Source organism: Saccharopolyspora cebuensis (genome assembly GCF_039542665.1).
In the GTDB taxonomy this organism is placed as follows: Bacteria; Actinomycetota; Actinomycetes; order Mycobacteriales; family Pseudonocardiaceae; genus Saccharopolyspora; species Saccharopolyspora cebuensis.
Window position 1 is genome coordinate 305084 of record NZ_BAABII010000012.1, and the last position, 15781, is coordinate 320864.

The 15781-nt window shown below is 74.6% G+C and carries 13 protein-coding genes; 4 read left to right on the plus strand and 9 right to left on the minus strand.

The genetic code is table 11. The features are described from left to right. Positions 1-23: 23 nt before the first annotated feature. Positions 24-1322, plus strand: a complete 1299-nt coding sequence (locus tag ABD976_RS18825) for an MFS transporter (RefSeq protein WP_345364938.1) — start codon at positions 24-26, stop codon at positions 1320-1322. A gap of 79 nt (positions 1323-1401) precedes the next feature. Here the strand turns inward: ABD976_RS18825 and ABD976_RS18830 are convergent, their stop codons facing one another. Next, the gene (locus tag ABD976_RS18830) at positions 1402-2559 is read right to left on the minus strand and encodes a VanZ family protein (RefSeq protein WP_345364940.1); all 1158 of its coding nucleotides are present in this window, start codon (positions 2557-2559) and stop codon (positions 1402-1404) included. Between the two features lie 35 nt (positions 2560-2594). After that, positions 2595-3590: a YdcF family protein gene (locus ABD976_RS18835; RefSeq protein ID WP_345364942.1), complete on the minus strand. Its 996-nt coding sequence runs from the start codon at positions 3588-3590 to the stop codon at positions 2595-2597. Positions 3591-3772: 182 nt separating this feature from the next. On the opposite strand from ABD976_RS18835, the gene ABD976_RS18840 reads away from it, so the two are divergent. After that, positions 3773-4516 (plus strand): IclR family transcriptional regulator, encoded by a 744-nt coding sequence (locus tag ABD976_RS18840; protein WP_345364944.1) that lies wholly within the window; start codon positions 3773-3775, stop codon positions 4514-4516. Further along, entirely contained in the window at positions 4513-5658 is a 1146-nt protein-coding gene (gene dgoD, locus ABD976_RS18845; protein WP_345364945.1) for a galactonate dehydratase, read from the plus strand. Before ABD976_RS18840 ends, dgoD begins: the two co-directional genes overlap by 4 nt. Positions 5659-5855: 197 nt before the next feature. Here the strand turns inward: dgoD and ABD976_RS18850 are convergent, their stop codons facing one another. After that, on the minus strand, positions 5856-6392 hold the full coding sequence (locus ABD976_RS18850) for a hypothetical protein (RefSeq protein ID WP_345364946.1): 537 nt from the start codon (positions 6390-6392) through the stop codon (positions 5856-5858). A gap of 210 nt (positions 6393-6602) precedes the next feature. Here ABD976_RS18850 and ABD976_RS18855 point away from each other — a divergent pair, with 210 nt between their 5' ends. Continuing rightward, a complete protein-coding gene (locus ABD976_RS18855) occupies positions 6603-7658 on the plus strand; it encodes a saccharopine dehydrogenase family protein (RefSeq protein WP_345364948.1) in 1056 nt (351 codons plus the stop codon). Between the two features lie 3 nt (positions 7659-7661). On the opposite strand, the gene ABD976_RS18860 is transcribed toward ABD976_RS18855, so the two are convergent. From ABD976_RS18860 to lanKC, 6 genes are all read right to left on the minus strand, one after another. Further along, complete coding sequence (locus ABD976_RS18860; protein ID WP_345364950.1) at positions 7662-8321, minus strand: YdcF family protein; 660 nt, start codon at positions 8319-8321, stop codon at positions 7662-7664. A gap of 341 nt (positions 8322-8662) precedes the next feature. Further along, complete coding sequence (locus tag ABD976_RS18865; protein ID WP_345364952.1) at positions 8663-9226, minus strand: VOC family protein; 564 nt, start codon at positions 9224-9226, stop codon at positions 8663-8665. 161 nt (positions 9227-9387) lie between these two features. Then, positions 9388-11100 carry an ATP-binding cassette domain-containing protein gene (locus ABD976_RS18870; protein ID WP_345364954.1) on the minus strand — a complete coding sequence of 571 codons (1713 nt, stop codon included), beginning with the start codon at positions 11098-11100 and terminating at the stop codon, positions 9388-9390. Further along, positions 11097-12758, minus strand: a complete 1662-nt coding sequence (locus tag ABD976_RS18875; protein WP_345364956.1) for an ABC transporter ATP-binding protein — start codon at positions 12756-12758, stop codon at positions 11097-11099. Before ABD976_RS18875 ends, ABD976_RS18870 begins: the two co-directional genes overlap by 4 nt. Before the next feature lie 53 nt (positions 12759-12811). Further along, on the minus strand, positions 12812-12964 hold the full coding sequence (locus ABD976_RS18880) for a SapB/AmfS family lanthipeptide (RefSeq protein ID WP_345364958.1): 153 nt from the start codon (positions 12962-12964) through the stop codon (positions 12812-12814). Between the two features lie 24 nt (positions 12965-12988). Further along, positions 12989-15568 carry a class III lanthionine synthetase LanKC gene (gene lanKC / locus ABD976_RS18885; protein ID WP_345364960.1) on the minus strand — a complete coding sequence of 860 codons (2580 nt, stop codon included), beginning with the start codon at positions 15566-15568 and terminating at the stop codon, positions 12989-12991. Positions 15569-15781: the final 213 nt, after the last annotated feature.

Consider the following 15781-nt stretch of genomic DNA (forward strand, 5'->3'; position numbering starts at 1 on the left):
GCCGAGCAGAAAGCGCACAGCCCATGACCTCCAACGCAACGACGCGTGCCGGTGGCCCATCGGCGACCAGGACGCTGACCGCGAGCACCATCGGCAGCGTCATCGAGTGGTACGACTTCACCATCTACGGCACCGCCGCGGCGCTCATCTTCAACCAGCTCTTCTTCAGCGACATCAGCCCGATCGCGGGCACGCTGGCCGCGTTCGGCACCTTCGCCGCCGGGTTCATCGCCCGCCCGGTCGGCGGTTTCGTCGCCGGGCACTACGGCGACCGCATCGGCCGCAAGGCGACGCTGGTGATGACGCTGACGACCATGGGCGCGGCCACCGCGCTGATCGGACTGCTGCCGACCTACGAGCAGATCGGCGTCGCCGCCCCGGCGCTGCTGGTGCTGCTGCGGCTGGTCCAGGGCTTCGCGGTCGGCGGCGAGTGGGGCGGCGCCGTGCTGATGGCCGTCGAACACGCGCCGGACGGCAGCCGCGGCCGGTACGGCGCCTGGCCGCAGACCGGGGTGTCGGCGGGACTGCTGCTGGGCACCGGGGCGTTCAGCCTGATGTCGCTGCTGCCCGAGCCGGAGCTGATGAGCTGGGGCTGGCGGGTGCCGTTCCTGCTCAGCATCGTGCTCGCGCTGGTCGGCCTCTACATCCGGTTCAAGGTCAGCGAGCCGGAATCGTTCGTGGCGGCGACCTCGGCGGGGACGTCGCGCCGTCCGCTGGTCGAGGTGCTGCGGACGCACCCGAAGGAGCTGCTGATCGCCATCGGGGTGCGCTTCGCCGAAGGCGGGAACTACTACGTGTTCACCGTCTTCATCCTCACCTACATCACCCAGCAGCTCGACCTGCCCCGGCAGGTGGGGCTGTCCGGGGTGATGCTGGCCGCCGCGCTGAACATCGTGGCGCTGCCGCTGTGGGGCGCGTTGTCGGACCGGCTCGGCCGCAAACCGGTGTTCATCGGCGGTGCGCTGTTCATGGCCGCCTACGCCTGGCCGTTCTTCTGGCTGGTCGACACCCGGTCGCCCGGCCTGATCGCGCTGGCCCTGGCGATCGCGCTCGCCGTGCCGCACGGCGCGGTGTTCGCGCCGATCGCGGCGTTCTACACCGAGCTGTTTGAGCCCCGGCTGCGCTACAGCGGGCTCTCCATCGGCTACCAGGTGGGCAGCGTGCTGCTGGGCGGCTTCACCCCGCTGCTGGCGACCTCGCTGATCCTGTGGTCCGGCGGGGCGGCGTGGAGCGTCGCGGCGCTGATCGCAGTCGGCGCGCTCATCGCCGCGGCCGCGATGCTGGCCGCCCCGGAGACCTACCGCCGAAGCCTCCGCGGCTGACTCGTCCGGGTGGTCCCGTTCCAGGTGAGGGGCACCCTTGTCCGAGTAACTGGGACAAGGGTGCCCCTCACTCCGCGCTCTACTGGGTGACGGTGCTGGTGGGGGGCGTGGGCGCCGGTTCGGTGAGCGGTTCCCGGGCGTCGATCACGTGCAGCCGGGTGAGGGCGCAGGACACGCCCCGGCGCCGTGCGGTGGTGACGATCCCGATCACCGAGACCAGGCCCAGCAGCGTGGCGTAGCCGGCGGCGTCCGGCAGGCCCGGCACCTGGCCGAGCTGCTGCAGCAGCACGTACCCGCCGGTGCCGAGCAGGCCGCGCGCCAGCCGCGCGCCCGCGCCCGGACGCCGGCCGTCGCCGACCACCCGCAGCCGCACGGCTCGCTGCCCGAGGCTGGACGCCCCGCCGACCAGCGGCAGCACCAGGTAGAGCACCACCCACGGCGCGACGATGCCGACGACCTGCGCGGTCTGGTAGCCGGGCAGGTCGGGCGCCAGCCGGGCGTCGGCGGAGAACAGGCCGGTGTGCGCCGCGTACACCGCCACCGTGCAGAAAGCCGACAGCAGCGCCGCGCTGAAGTGGTAGATCATCAGGTCGCACAGCGAGGCCAGCAGGCGCCTGCGCCGGTTGACCGGCCGGGGCGCGCCCGGCTCGCCGACCTCGCGCTGCCCGGGTACGGCCCGCAGCGCCGGCGCGGCCAGCGCGCCCGCCAGCGCGCCGAGCCCGTTCATCAGCAGGTCGTCCACGTCGAACAGCCGGTAGGGGCAGGGGTACAGGAACCAGATCCCGGTCCCCTGGGTGAGCTCGATCAGCAGCGACGTGCCGAGGCCGATCAGCGCGGTGGTCAGCACGCCGCGCCCGAACAGGTGCCGGACGAACATCCCCAGCGGCACGAACAGCGCCACGTTGAGCAGCACCTGGGTCAGCGCGGGATTGCCGAGCACCGCGCTCATCCCCGTCCCGGTGGCCTCGCGCTGCATGTCGCGCAGGAAGTTCAGCGGGACCAGTTGCGGCCCGCTCGCGTCCGCGCAGAAGCCGGGGGTCACGGTCGGGAACGGCAGCAGCACGTAGGCGAGCAGGCCGAAGCCGTAGACCAGCGAGGCGAACGCCAGTCCGGCGTGTCCGACACCGAGCTTGCCGCGTCTGCGGTACTGCCGCGCGACGTAGGGCACGAACAGCGCCACGGCCAGCGCCGTTCCCAGGATGACGGCGATCACCGCGGGCATCAACCGGCTGCTCACGGTTCACTTCCTCTCGATGTTCGTGTTCGGCCCGCTCAGAGCAGGACCAGGAGGTGCGGGGCGGCCAGCAGGGCGCAGATGCCGATGTTGAGCACCCGGTGCGCCAGGAAGATGGCGACGAACTCGCGGATCGTCGCGCTGGGCCAGTAGTAGCGCGCGGTCGGGGCCCCGATCACGTGGGCGGTGACCTTCTCGGTGCGGGCGATGCGCGCGGCCCGCATCACGTGGAAGCTGTTGGTGACCACGAGGCAGCGGTAGCGGGACTTGCGCTCGCGCATCAGCTCGCTGCTGAACCGCAGGTTCTCCTCGGTGCTGCGGGACTGGTCCTCGACCAGGATGCGGTCCTCGGGCACGCCCGCGGCGATCAGGTAGTCGGCCATCGCCCGCGCCTCCGGGAGGTCCTCGCCGGGTCCTTGGCCGCCGGAGGTCACCAGCACCGGATCGGCGCCCTTGGCGCGGGCGGCCTCGAAGGCGGTGCGCCCCCGGTCGAGCCGGTTGGCCAGCAGCGGCGGCACCCGCGAGCCGAGCAGCCCGGAGCCCAGCACCACGACGAAGTCGACGGCGCGGCGGTGCGGCAGCCGGGCGTAGAACACCGAGTACAGCAGGAAGCAGGTGAACAGGAAGGACACGTAGGTGAGCACGCTGCCGACCGCGCCGACGAACGCGCGCAGCAGCGCCAGGTCGATGCCGGTCGCCAGCACCGACAGCACGACGAACCCGATGATGCCCACGCCCGCGCCCAGCGAGAGCAGGTTGCCCAGGCGCCTGCCCTCGCGGCGGAGCATCGTCACGCCGTTGGCGATGAGGAACCCCGCCAGCACCAGGACCACCAGCGGGACCAGCCCCACCGCCAGCACCAGCACGATCATGGCAGCGGTCTCGGAGGCCTCCGCCAGCGCGAACAACGTGCCCGCCGCGGTGAACACCAAGGCGAAGAACAGGTACACGCCGTTGCGCACGAGCCGGCGGTCGTAGATCACGCTCACCGCGAAGACCAGGAACAGCACGCCCGCGGCGGCGAAGAAGATCATGGGCCGCACAGTATCGAACCGCCTCAGTGCCGGAACGCGGTTCCGGTGCGACGGTGGCAGTGACGCGCGCCACCAAGTCCGAAGTGGACCATAAAGTCCGGTTCCGGGTGGCCGGGCGGCCCGCGCCACCGCACCATGTGCAATGCGACTGCTAATGTCGCGCCCCGGAACGGGGTGAGCGGATGTCCAAGACGGTGGCCAAAGCGGTGCACGTGCTGGAGGAGCTGGCGCGCTCGCCGCGCTCGCTCGCCGACCTCGCGCGGGAGCTCGACGTGCACGGCTCCACGGCGCTGCGGATGCTGCAACCGCTGGTCGAGGCCGGGCTCATCGCCAAGGGCTCCGACGGGCGCTACCGGCTCGGGCTGCGGCTGGCGGAGTGGGGGCAGCAGGTGCTCGACGACCTGGACCTGCGCACCGCCGCCCGCCCGCACCTGGTGGCGCTGGCCGAATCCGCCCGCGCCACCGTGCACCTCTCCCAACTGCTCGACGACCAGATCGTCTACGTGGACAAGATCGAGGGCGCGGCCACCATCCGCACCTGGTCCCGGATCGGCCGGGCGGTGCCGCTGCACACCGCGGCGGCGGCGAAGGCCATCCTCGCCGGGCTGCCGCCCGCGCGGCGGGACCGGCTGCTGGCCGGCCACGACTTCACCCGCTACACCGAGCGGACCATCACCGACCCGCGCGCGTTCCGCGGGCACCTCGCGGAGGTGGCGCGCGCCGGGTACGGCACCGACCGCGCCGAGTTCGAACCGCTGGTGCACTGCCTCGGCGTCGCGGTGCCCGGGCCCGTCGACGCCGCGGTGTCGGTGACCGTGGTGCGGGCCGAACCGGGCTCGGACGAGGCGGCGCTGCTCGCCGGGCTGCGCGACGCGGTGGCGGCGATCGCCGCCGAACTGGGACATCCGAGGAGGGGAGAGCGGTGAAGATCACGGCCTTGCGCACCTACCTGGTGGAGCCCCGCTGGTTGTTCCTCAAGGTGGAGACCGACGAGGGCATCAGCGGCTGGGGCGAACCGGTCGTCGAGGGCCGCGCCGAGACGGTGCGGGCGGCGGTGGCGGAGCTGGCCGACCAGCTCGTCGGCCAAGACCCGGGGCGCATCGAGGACCACTGGCAGGTGCTGTCCAAGGGCGGCTTCTACCGGGGCGGGCCGGTGCTCGCCAGCGCGGTCGCCGGGATCGACCAGGCGTTGTGGGACATCAAGGGCAAGGCGCTCGGCGTTCCGGTGCACGAGCTGCTCGGCGGTGCGGTGCGGGACCGGATGCGGGTGTACTCGTGGATCGCCGGGGACGAGCCGACCGCCGCCGCCGAGCACGCCGCGAAGCGGATGGCGGAGGGCTTCACGGCGGTCAAGATGAACGCCTGCGGGCGGATGCGGGCGCTGGAGTCGCCCGCCGCCGTGCACGAGGTGGTGGACCGGGTCGCGGCGGTGCGCGAGCAGATCGGCCCGGACCGCGACGTGGCGCTGGACTTCCACGGCCGGGTCTCGCCCGCCGTGGCGCGGGTGCTGCTGCGCGAGCTGGAACCGCTGCACCCGCTGTTCGTGGAGGAACCGGTGGTGCCGGAGCTCTCCGGCGAGCTGCCGAGGTTGTGCGCGGGCACGACCATCCCGATCGCCACCGGCGAGCGGCTGTACTCGCGGTGGGACTTCCGCGACGTGCTGGCCGCCGGGATCGCGGTCGCCCAGCCGGACCTGTCGCACGCGGGCGGCATCTCCGAGACGCGCCGGATCGCGGCGCAGGCCGAACTGCACGGCGTGAGCCTCGCGCCGCACTGCCCGCTGGGGCCGATCGCCCTGGCCGCCAGCCTCCAGGTCGACTTCACCAGCCCGAACGCGCTGATCCAGGAGACCAGCCTCGGCATCCACTACAACCAGGGCTCGGACGTGCTCGACTACCTCGTCGACACGGCGGTCTTCGGCTACGCCGACGGCCACGTCCCGCGCCCCACCGGCCCCGGCCTGGGCATCGAGATCGACGAGCAGGCCGTCGCCGCGGCGGCCGAACGCGGCCACCGCTGGCGCAACCCCGTCTGGCGCAACCCCGACGGCTCCTTCACCGAGTGGTGACCACCAGCCCCCGCCCCGCCGCGTGATCCTGAGCGAGGGGCACCTTCATCCGGCGTGGTCGGCTGGAGGTGCCCCGCACCCACCACGCGAACGGGTGGGGCGTGACGGGGTGGTCACGCGGGATGTTCCGGTACCGCCCGCTGCCGCACGCGGTACCGGCGCCCGGTCGGCCCGCCGTGCTGCGACCCCGCGGAGCTTCACAGCTTCCCGAACAGCACACCTCGCCAGGTCCACCCGGCGCCGGTGACGGCGTCCTGGAGCGGTGGCTTGAGGTCCCCGGTCGAGAACGTGCGGGTGGTCTTCCTGGCGTTGCCGTGCTCGTCGCGCTCGATGCTGGTCACCCATGCCTTCTTGTTCACCTGTCCCCGGACGTGGGACGAGGCGAGGGTCAGCTCCGGACTGCTCCCGATCCAGGTGACGGACCATTCCTGGTCGAGGGCGCGCACTTCGGTCCGCTCCGGATCGAGGCGCAGGAGCGTCCGGTTGATGGTCGTGACGTTGCCGAAGTAGCCGGACCACCGCGCATCGGCGATCTTCCACTCGGCGACCAGGTCGGCCTCTCGATCGGCCAGTACCGCGAAGGGTTTGTCCCGGGCGTTGAGTCCGAGGAGGACGGTGCGGACTTCGGCCGGTGTCCGCGGGGTGATCCCGTTCTCCGGACGCTTGGTCCCGGCCAGCCGGTCGAGCAGTCCCATCGCTCCCCGCTCGTGGTCGTGGCGGTGCCGAGCGACCATATCAGCCGGATCTCCCGCGCAAGACCACTTCGAGTCGGTGGCCTTCCTCCGGAAAGCCCCCACCCCGCCGCGTGATCCTGAGCGAGGGGCACCTTCATCCGGCGTGGTCGGCTGGAGGTGCCCCGCACCCACCACGCGAACGGGTGGGGCGTGACGGGGTGGGAGGGTGGTCGTTGGGGGAGTGGGCTCGACGATGGTGGAGGTGGCCGGATGGCCTGGATGATCTACGGCGCGAGCGGGTACACCGGGCGGCTCATCGCCGAGCTGGCGGTGCGGCGCGGGGAGCGTCCGGTGCTGGCGGGGCGGGACGCGGGCAAGGTCGCGGCGTTCGCGACGCCGCGCGGGTTGCCGCACCGGACCTTCGACCTGAGCGATCCCGACGTGGTGGCCGAGGCGTTGCGGGACGTCGACGTGGTGGCGCACTGCGCGGGTCCGTTCTCGGCGACCTCGGCGGCGATGGTGGCCGGGTGCCTGCGCTCCGGAACGCACTACGTGGACATCACCGGTGAGATCGACGTCTTCGAGTCGGTGTTCGCCCGGCACGACGACGCCGTCGCGGCCGACGTGGTGCTGCTGCCCGGATCGGGCTTCGACGTGGTACCGACCGACTGCCTGGCGGCGATGGTGAGCGCCGCGCTGCCCGGCGCGGACCGGCTCGACCTCGCCTTCCACGCCCACGGCGGCATCAGCGCGGGCACCCTCAAGAGCGCGCTGGAAGGCGCCGCGCTCGGGGGCCGCGCCCGGATCGCCGGGCGGATCACCGAGGTGCCGATGGCCTGGCGCACCCGGGAGGTCCCGTTCCCCGCCGGGAACCGGTCGGTGACGTCGCTGCCGTGGGGCGATGTCAGCACCGCCTTCCGCAGCACCGGCATCGGCGACATCACCGCGTTCGCCCACCTGCCGGGGATGCACCTGCTCGGCGGGCGTTCCGGCGCCCTGGGCCGCCGGGTGCTGGGTTCGGCGCCGGTGCAGCGAGCGGGCCGCGCGGCGATCGGCACGCTGATCAGCGGTCCCGGGCGCGGCGCGCGCGAGCGGAGCTGGGTGGAGGTCTACGCCGAGGCGACCGACCCCGAGGGGCGCAGCGCCGCGGCCGCGCTCACCGGGCCGGACACCTACGACCTCACCGCCGACGCCGTGCTCAGCGCGGTCGGCAGGTTGCGGGCCGGTGGCATCGCTCCGGGGGCGCGCACCCCGTCCACCGCCTTCGGCGCCGACTTCGTCCGCGAGCTGCGCGGCGTGGAGGTCGTCGAACCCGCACCGCGCTGAGGCTCACCCCGGCAGCAGCCGGCCGGTGTAGCCGGCGGCGACGAGGCGGTCGTAGGCGGCCTCGACCTCGGCGGGGACCTCCTGCGGGATCGCGAACCCGTTGCGGGCGTGCGCGGTGATCCGCTGGGTGTCGCCGACCAGCATCGTGATCACCCGGTCCACGCCGAGCGCGGCGACGTACTCCTGGAACGGCTGCCGCCGCGACGCGCACAGCACCTCGACCTCCGGCCACGCCGCGCGGCAGGTCGCGTAGGCGCGGCGCTGCTGGTACGGGCGGCAGACCAGGGTGACCGACCTCGGGTGGATGCCCGCCCGGTGCAGCGCCGCGCGGCTGAACCCGATGTTCTCGCCGGTGTTGGTGGCGCGCGGTTCGACGAGGATCGCGGCGTCCGGGACGCCGAGCGACCGGGCGTGCTCGCGGTAGTGCACCGCCTCGCCGTTCGGGAAGACCTCGGCGGTGGTCGGCGCGGTGGCGCCGGTGAACACGAGCTGCGGGAACCAGCCGACGTGGTACAGCTCGGCGGCGCAGGTCGCCACGCCGAGGTCGTGGCTGCCCAGGCCGATGCCGACGTCGGTGGGCCGGAGTTCGTGGTGCATGTCGTGGTAGTCCCACAACGTGCGCACGTCGTCGTGCAGCGTGGTGGGGATCGCGGCCGCGGTCATGCGTGCCTCCTCTCGGGGTCCGCCCCCACCATCGGCGCCGCGCGGGGCGCGCTGAAGTCCGCCCCTCGCGGAAGCTGGGCGTTGCCGTCGGTGAACGCGGCGACCTCGGCGTCGGTGAACACGAGCTCGATCGCGCCCCGGCCCGCCCGCCGGAAGAGGTGGTGCCGTCGCCGCAGGACACGGTCTCCAGGCGGTGCGGTTGTCCACGCACTCCCCGTTCGGCCCGCTGCGGGAGGCATTGCGGAACCTGTCCGGGGTGAACGTGGGGCCGGTGCCGCGCATCGTCTCCTCCGTCGCGGTCCGCTGGCGCGCCGAGCCCGAACGGACGCAGGGTAGCGCTCCTACTCCTCGGGCAGCACGCGCAGCATCCCGTCCGGTCCGTCCGCGGAGCGCAGGAACTCCAGGTGCGTGCCGTAGCCCGACACCGGGCGCAGCGAGGCGAAACCGGGTGCCGGTTCGGCGCGGACCATGTCGGTCTCCTCCTGCCACCACCGCGCCGCCTCGGCCGGATCGGGGGAGCGCACCACGACGGCGGCCAGCGGTCCGGTCCCGTTGTAGTCCGCGCGGGGTTCGAGCACGCAGAACTCGTTGTCCTCCGGATCGGCCAGCACCACCCAGGGCGCCGTTCCCGACTGGCCGACGTCGGCGGTGCGGGCGCCCGACGCGATCAGCCGCCCGACGATCAGCCGCTGCTCGTCGAGGGTGCCGCTGCGCAGGTCCAGGTGCACGCCGTTGGTGGCGTCCTTGCCGCGATCGGCGGCGGTGAACCGCAGCGTCGGCCCGGTGGCGCCGGCGCGCACGTCGAGCCGGTGGCCGAGGTGGACGTCCCAGCCCAGCGCATCGGCCCACCAGCGGGCGAGCCGGTCCGGCTGGCGGGCGGAGAACTCGACGACGATCGGGGACATGCCCTCGAAGTTACGGCGTCAGCCCCGGTGCCGCGCGGACGGCCGCGGCTGCTCCGTCCCAGGTGAGGGGCTCCTCCAGCCGGGTGCGCCGGATGAAGGTGCCCCGCACTCACCACCCTTGCGGGTGACGCGCGCCCGGGTTGCCGCACCGCCGCGAAGCCTCACGGCGCGGTGGCGGGCAGCTCCCAGGCCCGGGCCAGCTCGGCGTAGCGCTCGGAGCGGTGCAGCAGCGCCTCGTGCTCCCCGAGGTCGCAGCGGGCGCCGTCCAGCACCAGGATCCGCTTCGCCCGCCGCGCCGAGGCAGGCCGGTGCGCGATGACCACCAGCGCCCGGTCCGGCCGGGCCAGCGCCCGTTCGGCGCGGGCCTCCGCGGGGCCGTCCAGGTGCGCGGTGGCCTCGTCGAGGATCACCACCGCCGCCGGGGAGGCGTGCACCCGGGCCACGCCGAGGAGCTGCCGCTCGCCGGTCGACAGGCCCGCCCCGCCATGTCCCGATCCGCCGTGCCCGAGCTCGCCGTCCAGCCCGCCGAGCCGGTCGACCAGCCCGGCCGCGCCGACCTCGGCCACCGCCGCCAGCAGGTGCGCGTCCTCGGCCTCCGGGGCGAGCAGCGCCAGGTTCTCCCGCACCGTCCCGGCGAACAGGTAGGTCTCCTGCGGGGTGAAGGCGATCAGCCGGTGCCGGTGCGCCGGCGCCACCTCCGCGATCGGCACCCCGCCGAGCAGCACCGCACCGGCACGCGGGGTCTCGGTCCCGGCCAGCACCCCGGCGAGGGTGGACTTGCCGATGCCGCTCGGACCGATCACCGCCAAGTGCTCGCCCGGCCGCAGGTCCAGGTCGAGGTCCTGGAACAGCGGCTCGGCGTGCTCGCCCCAGCGGTGGGCCAGCCCGCGCGCGGTGAGCACCGGTCCGGCGGGCACGGCGGTGCCCGGACGCGCCACCGGCGGCCGGACCTCGGCCAGCCGGCGCAGCGCCACCAGCAGCCGCAGCACCACGGTGCTCGTGGTGGTGGCCAGGCCGTCCAGCGCCGGGTGCACCGTCGCGGTGAGGTAGACCAGCGCGCCGAGCACCGCGCCGGGGCTCATCCCCCCGGCCAGCGCCGCCGGGGCCGCCGCGAGCACGAGCACCACCGGCAGGTGCCCGCTGATCGAGATCACCAGCGTGCGCAGCGCCGTGGCGTGCGACATCCGGACCGCCGCCCGCCGCTGCCGCTCGATCGCGTCGCGGATCTGCGCTTCGGACTCGCGTTCGGCGCCGCAGGCCACCACGTCCCGGATGCCGCCGAGCACCGCGCCCGCCTCCGCCGCGGTGCGCTCGTCGGCCAGCGCGAGCCCCCGCTGCCTGCGCGCCAGGCTCGGCAGCAGGCAGCCGAACACCACCAGCGAGAGCAGCACCGGCGGGGCGATCAGCCAGGCCAGCGAGCCCGCCACCGCCGCCACCCCGGCCAGCGCGCCGAGCACCGTCAGCACCAGCCCGCGCGCCCGCACCAGCAGCCCCGCGGTCGCGTCCCGCACCACCTCGACGTGCTGGGTGACCCGGGCGACCCCGGCGGCGTCCGGACCGCCGCGCGGGCCGGAGCGGTCGTGCAGCACCCCCGCGACCACCTCGCGCACCAGCGCGTCCCGCAGCGGTTCCACGATGGAGCCGAGCCGCTGCCAGACCAGCCGGGTGCCGAAGGCGCCGACCACCGCGGCGGCGCCGAAGGCGGCGAGCCAGGCCAGCGCGGTGCCGAGCCGCCCGGCCGCGAACCCGTCGTCGACGGCGCGCTGCACCAGGGCGCCGGACAGGAACGCGGGCGCGGCCTCCAGCACCGAGCAGCCCGCCAGCACCGCGAGCTCGCGCCACCGCCCGCCGAGCGCGCGCCAGTAGGCCGTCACGCGAACACCGCCCGGTAGTCCGGATCGGCCCACAGCACCTCGTGCGGGGCCGTGCCGCGCACCCGGCCCGCCGCCAGCCACACCACGGCGTCGGCCCGCCGGGCGGTGCCGACCCGGTGCGTGACGACGACGCGGGTGCACCCGGCCGCGTCCAGCGCCGCCTCCACCTGCCGCTCGGTGACCGCGTCGAGCCCGGCGGTGGCGTCGTCGAGCACCAGCAGGCGCGGCGCGCGCACCAGGGCGCGGGCCAGCCCGACCCGCTGCGCCTCCCCGCCGGACAGCGGCGTCCGCTCCAGCGGCGTGTCGTAGCCCAGCGGGAGCCGGGCGATCAGGTCGTGGATGCGCGCCGCCCGGCAGGCGTCCTCGATCCGCTCGGCGCTCGCGGTGGTGCCCCGGCCGACGGCCGCGCCGATCGTCGGACCCAGCAGGGCGGGACGTTCGAAGGCGTGCCCCACGGCGGCGCGCAGCGCGCCGGGGTCCAGTTCGGACAGCTCGACGCCGTCCAGCCGCACCGATCCGGTGTCGGGTCGCCGCAGCCCGCCGAGCACCTCGGCCAGCGCCGACTTCCCGGCGCCGGAGCTGCCGACCACCGCGACCGCGGTGCCACCCGGCACCACCAGGTCCACATCGGACAGCCGATCGCCGGAACCGGCGCCGCGCAGCTCCACGGTCCCCGGGCCAGGGGGCAGGGGCCGAGCGCCGTCGGGTTCCGGTTCGGCGGCCAGCACCGCCGCGATCCGCTCCGCGCAGGAGCGGGCGCGGGCCAGCGCGGTGAACAGGGGGGCCTGCCGCACCAGCCCGAGCCCGAGCGCGGCGTAGCCGGAGGCCGCGAGCACGTCGCCGACGCGCAGCGATCCTTCCAGCACCGCGATCCCGGCCGTGGCCAGCACCGCGATCTGGACCAGCGGCAGCAGCAGCCCGGAGCGCCAGGTCATCCGGGCCTGGGTGCGCCACATGCCCGCTCCGGTGGCGGCCAGCCGGGGCAGCGGGCGCAGCACGCGCGCGGTCTCCTGCTCGATGACCCCGGCCGCCGCGATGGTGCGCAACCCGGCGGCGGCGTCGAGCAGCCGCGCGCCCAGGTCCCCGGCGGCCTCCTGGTAGCCGAGCACGTCGGATCCGGTGCGCCGCAGGTGGCTGCGGACCAGCAGCAGGGCCAGCGGGACCGAGCACAGGAAGACGGCGGCGATCCGCCAGTCGAGCAGCGCCAGCGCGATCACCGACCCCGCCCCGAGGATCGCGGCGGTGCCGAGTTCGACGGCCAGCGCGGTGATCTGCCCGGCGCCGGTGCAATCACCGGTGAGCCTGCTGACGGCGTCGCCGTCGGCGAACTCGCGCGCGGTCCGCAGCCGGACCAGGTGCGCGGCGAGGTCGGCCCGCAGCCGGGCGGTGGTCCCGGCGGTCAGCCGCGCGGTGAGGACCACGGCGACCACCTCGGCGAGCACGCCGGTGCCGAGCACCGCGGCCAGCAGCGGCAGCGCGGGTCCGGTGGCCGCGCCGGAGACCACGGCGTCGAGGGCGTCGGCGAGCGCGGCGGGCAGCAGCAGCCCCGCCGCGGTGGCGAGCAGGGCGGTGAGCACCAGCAGCAGCGCGGTGCCCCGGCCCCACCGCAACGCCGTGCGCAGCACGGACTTGTCGTCGGAGGCGCGTTCCTGCTGCACTGTGCGGTGCGGGAGCGGCGCACCAGTCCTGCGCCGCTCCCGCACCTGCGACCTCAGTGGCAGGTCAGCAGGCTGATGGTGCTGTTGGCGCAGGAGGCCAGCAGGCTCAGGTTGCTGCCGCCCCCGCCGCCGTGGCTCGGGTCGCCGCCGCCGAAGCCCGGGTCGTTCTGGGCGTCGAGCTCCTGAAGCTGGAGGACCATCTCCATGGTGGTGTTCCTTTCCGGTCGATCTCATCGTCCGGCCGCGGTCCGGCCGGGTTCGGGGGACGTCCACGCCGGTGCCGCGCCGAAGAAGGGCAGCACCCGGCCGTGGCCGTCGAGGGTCGCGGCCACCGTCGCCAGGACGCCGGCGCCGCCGGTGCCCAGGTCCATCGACAGCCGCAGCAACTGGTTCCCGGGCATCGCGATCCCGCGTTCTCCCCACGGGATCGCGTGCCAGGCCAGTGCGGACAGGTGGCGGTCCACGGCCGCCTTCAGCTCCGGGTCCGGCGCGCGGCGGTCGGCCGCGGCCAGCGCGGCGAGCAGCCCGCAGCGCCCGTGGAGCAGTCCGGGGTGGATGACGAACTCGCCGGTGCAGGCCCGCAGCAGGTCGGCCTGCCGGGACAGGCAGGCCGCCGCCGGGTGGCGCAGCGCGAGTTCCTCGGCCACCAGCGCGATCCCGGCGCTGCCCACCGCGACGTAGGGCAGGGTGCGGGCGCCGCCGTCGCGGACCTGCGCCGTGCCGTCGTCGGTGGTGGTGCACTCGTCGAGGTCGCGCAGCAGCGCCCGGTCGGCCAGCTCCAGCCACCCCCGGTCGCCGGTGTCGTCGTGGAGCCGGGTGAACAGCAGCGCGGGACCGGCCCAGCCGTCGACCAGCCCGGCGCGCCCGACGTCGCCGGGCGGCGCGGCGACCCGCAGCGCGTCGGCGAGCCGGTCGCCGAGGTCGCGCGCCCGCTCGGCGTACTCGCGGTCCCGGCGGGTGCCTGCGAAGTGCAGCAGGTTCAGCGCCATCCCGGCCAGGCCGCCGCCGTAGCCGTGGTCGCGGGTCTGGGCCAGCAGCGGGCGGGCCGCGTCGAGCAGCGCGTCGGCGTCGTCGTGGTGGCCGAAGTTCTCCAGCACGTGCGCGGTGCCGTGCGCGCCGTCGAGGAACCCGGGCCGGGTGACCGGCGCGCGGCGGACGGCGTCGACCAGCCACCGCTCGTGCTCCGGGAAGCGGCCCCGCCCGGCGACGTCGAGGGCGTGCAGCACCCCGGCGGCGCCGTGCGCGAAGGTGGTCCCGCCGGTGCGGAACTGCTCGATGTCGCCGGGGTGCAGGCGGTCCTCGCGCTCCGGCGTCGCCGATGCCGCGATCGCCTCGGCCAACCCGTCGCGCACCGCGTCCCAGTCCGGCCGCGGCCGGTCGAGCTCGGTGCGGGCCGGACCGACGCCCCGGGGGAGCAGTTCGCGGCGCAGCTCGTCGCCGAAGCCCGCGGGCAGCGGGAAGCGCCGTTCGACGGCGTCGACGAGCACCGGCAGCCGTCCCGGGCAGAGCTCCAGCAGCGGGGTGACCGGCAGGAACAGCCACAGCCGCAGCGCCGCCAGCGCGTACCGGTCCACCGCGGGGCCGGTGCGGCCGTCGGGGGCGCGGAAGCCGGGGGCGCCCAGCGCGGGGCGCGCGGCGTCGGTCCCGGCGGCGGCCATCTCGAAGTCGATCAGCGACACCGACCCGTCGTCGTCGACGAGCACGTTGAGCGCGTGCAGGTCGCCGAACATCACCCCGCGGGCGTGGATCCCGTCGACCACCGCCGCGACCCGGTCGAGCAGCGCCAGCGCGCGCTCGGTGTAGTCGGCGACGTCGGCCTCGGTGGGGTCGAGCCGGGTCAGCGGGTAGTTGCGGGCCAGCCAGGAGCCCAGCGAGGTGCCGGGGACCTCCTCCATCGCGAGGAAGGTGTGCTCCCACACCGGGAACAGGTCGTGCGCGGCGGGCACCCCGGGCACGCCGTCGAGCCGCCGCAGGACGTCGTGCTCCCGACGCAGCCGGGCCACCGCGTCGGTGCCGTCGCGGTCCAGGCCGGCGTGCGGGCGGGCCTCCTTGAGCACCACCTCGCGCTGGTCGGCCTCCCGCACCGCTCGGTAGACGCCGCCGCCGTTGGAGAAGTGCAGCGAGCCGGTCACCCGGTACGGGAACGCGGCGGGGTCACCGCTCTTGCGCGCCGCCAGGTGCGGGGCGAGGCAGTCCGGCAGCGCCACCCAGTCCGGCACCACGAAGCTCGGCCCGCGGTGGTCCGGTACGAGTGCGCCGTCCGGGCCGGTGATGGCCAGCACCCGGGTGCCCTCGAACTCGGTCCACCGCTCGGCGAATCCGCCGTAGCGCACGTAGAGCGGTCCGGAACCGTAGCGGAGATCGCTCAGGATGTAGGGACCGGGTTGTCCGGACAACGCGTCGTCGAGTGCCGAGAGGGTGTCGGACAACACCTGCTCGTCGGGCGGATAAATGGTGATCAGCTTTCCGCTCGCCGACCGCGGCGCGTATTTCGCATTGCGCGCGAGAAGCACTTCGGGGCCGTGCAGGTGCTTGAAGGCGAGCCCTTCCCGGATGCAGTGCTCGTGCACGGTCGACAGCACCCGGCGGGCGTTGTCCATGGTCGCCGAAACGTGGATCTTCCAGCCCTGTTCAGGCAGGTCGGCCGCCTCCGGGCGGAGCATCCGCCAGGTGCCGACCGTGCTGTCGAGCCAGCCGGTCGGCGGCGCCGGGAGCGATCCGGAATAGCCGTTCGCCGGCTCCGCCGATTTCCGCTGTTCGTCGAAGAACAACGGGTCGGCGAAGCAGAACGCCTCGTACCGGAGATCCAATGGTTTTTCCCCTCGGTGCGCGAACGGTGCCCGTGTCCGCGGCTCGTGAATGAAGGCGCCTTTTGTCGCATTGCTGCGTTTTCGGCCCGCTAAAGTTAGCCATGTCCCACCATCGGGGGCCAAGAGGCCGTTCGGGTGGCGCGGTTGGGCTCTCCGGGTGAAGCGAAATGCTGTTTTACGATTCAGTACGTCATCGGCCGTACGGCGGAACAG

Excerpts from the sequence above, each read along its gene's own strand:
- ABD976_RS18835 (WP_345364942.1), bottom strand. The coding sequence starts at position 3,590 with ATGATCTTCTTCGCCGCCGCGGGCGTGCTGTTCCTGGTCTTCGCGGTG.
- ABD976_RS18880 (WP_345364958.1), bottom strand. The coding sequence starts at position 12,964 with ATGGAGATGGTCCTCCAGCTTCAGGAGCTCGACGCCCAGAACGACCCG.
- ABD976_RS18850 (WP_345364946.1), bottom strand. The coding sequence starts at position 6,392 with ATGGTCGCTCGGCACCGCCACGACCACGAGCGGGGAGCGATGGGACTG.
- ABD976_RS18865 (WP_345364952.1), bottom strand. The coding sequence starts at position 9,226 with ATGTCCCCGATCGTCGTCGAGTTCTCCGCCCGCCAGCCGGACCGGCTC.
- ABD976_RS18825 (WP_345364938.1), top strand. The coding sequence starts at position 24 with ATGACCTCCAACGCAACGACGCGTGCCGGTGGCCCATCGGCGACCAGG.
- ABD976_RS18860 (WP_345364950.1), bottom strand. The coding sequence starts at position 8,321 with ATGACCGCGGCCGCGATCCCCACCACGCTGCACGACGACGTGCGCACG.
- ABD976_RS18840 (WP_345364944.1), top strand. The coding sequence starts at position 3,773 with ATGTCCAAGACGGTGGCCAAAGCGGTGCACGTGCTGGAGGAGCTGGCG.
- ABD976_RS18855 (WP_345364948.1), top strand. The coding sequence starts at position 6,603 with ATGGCCTGGATGATCTACGGCGCGAGCGGGTACACCGGGCGGCTCATC.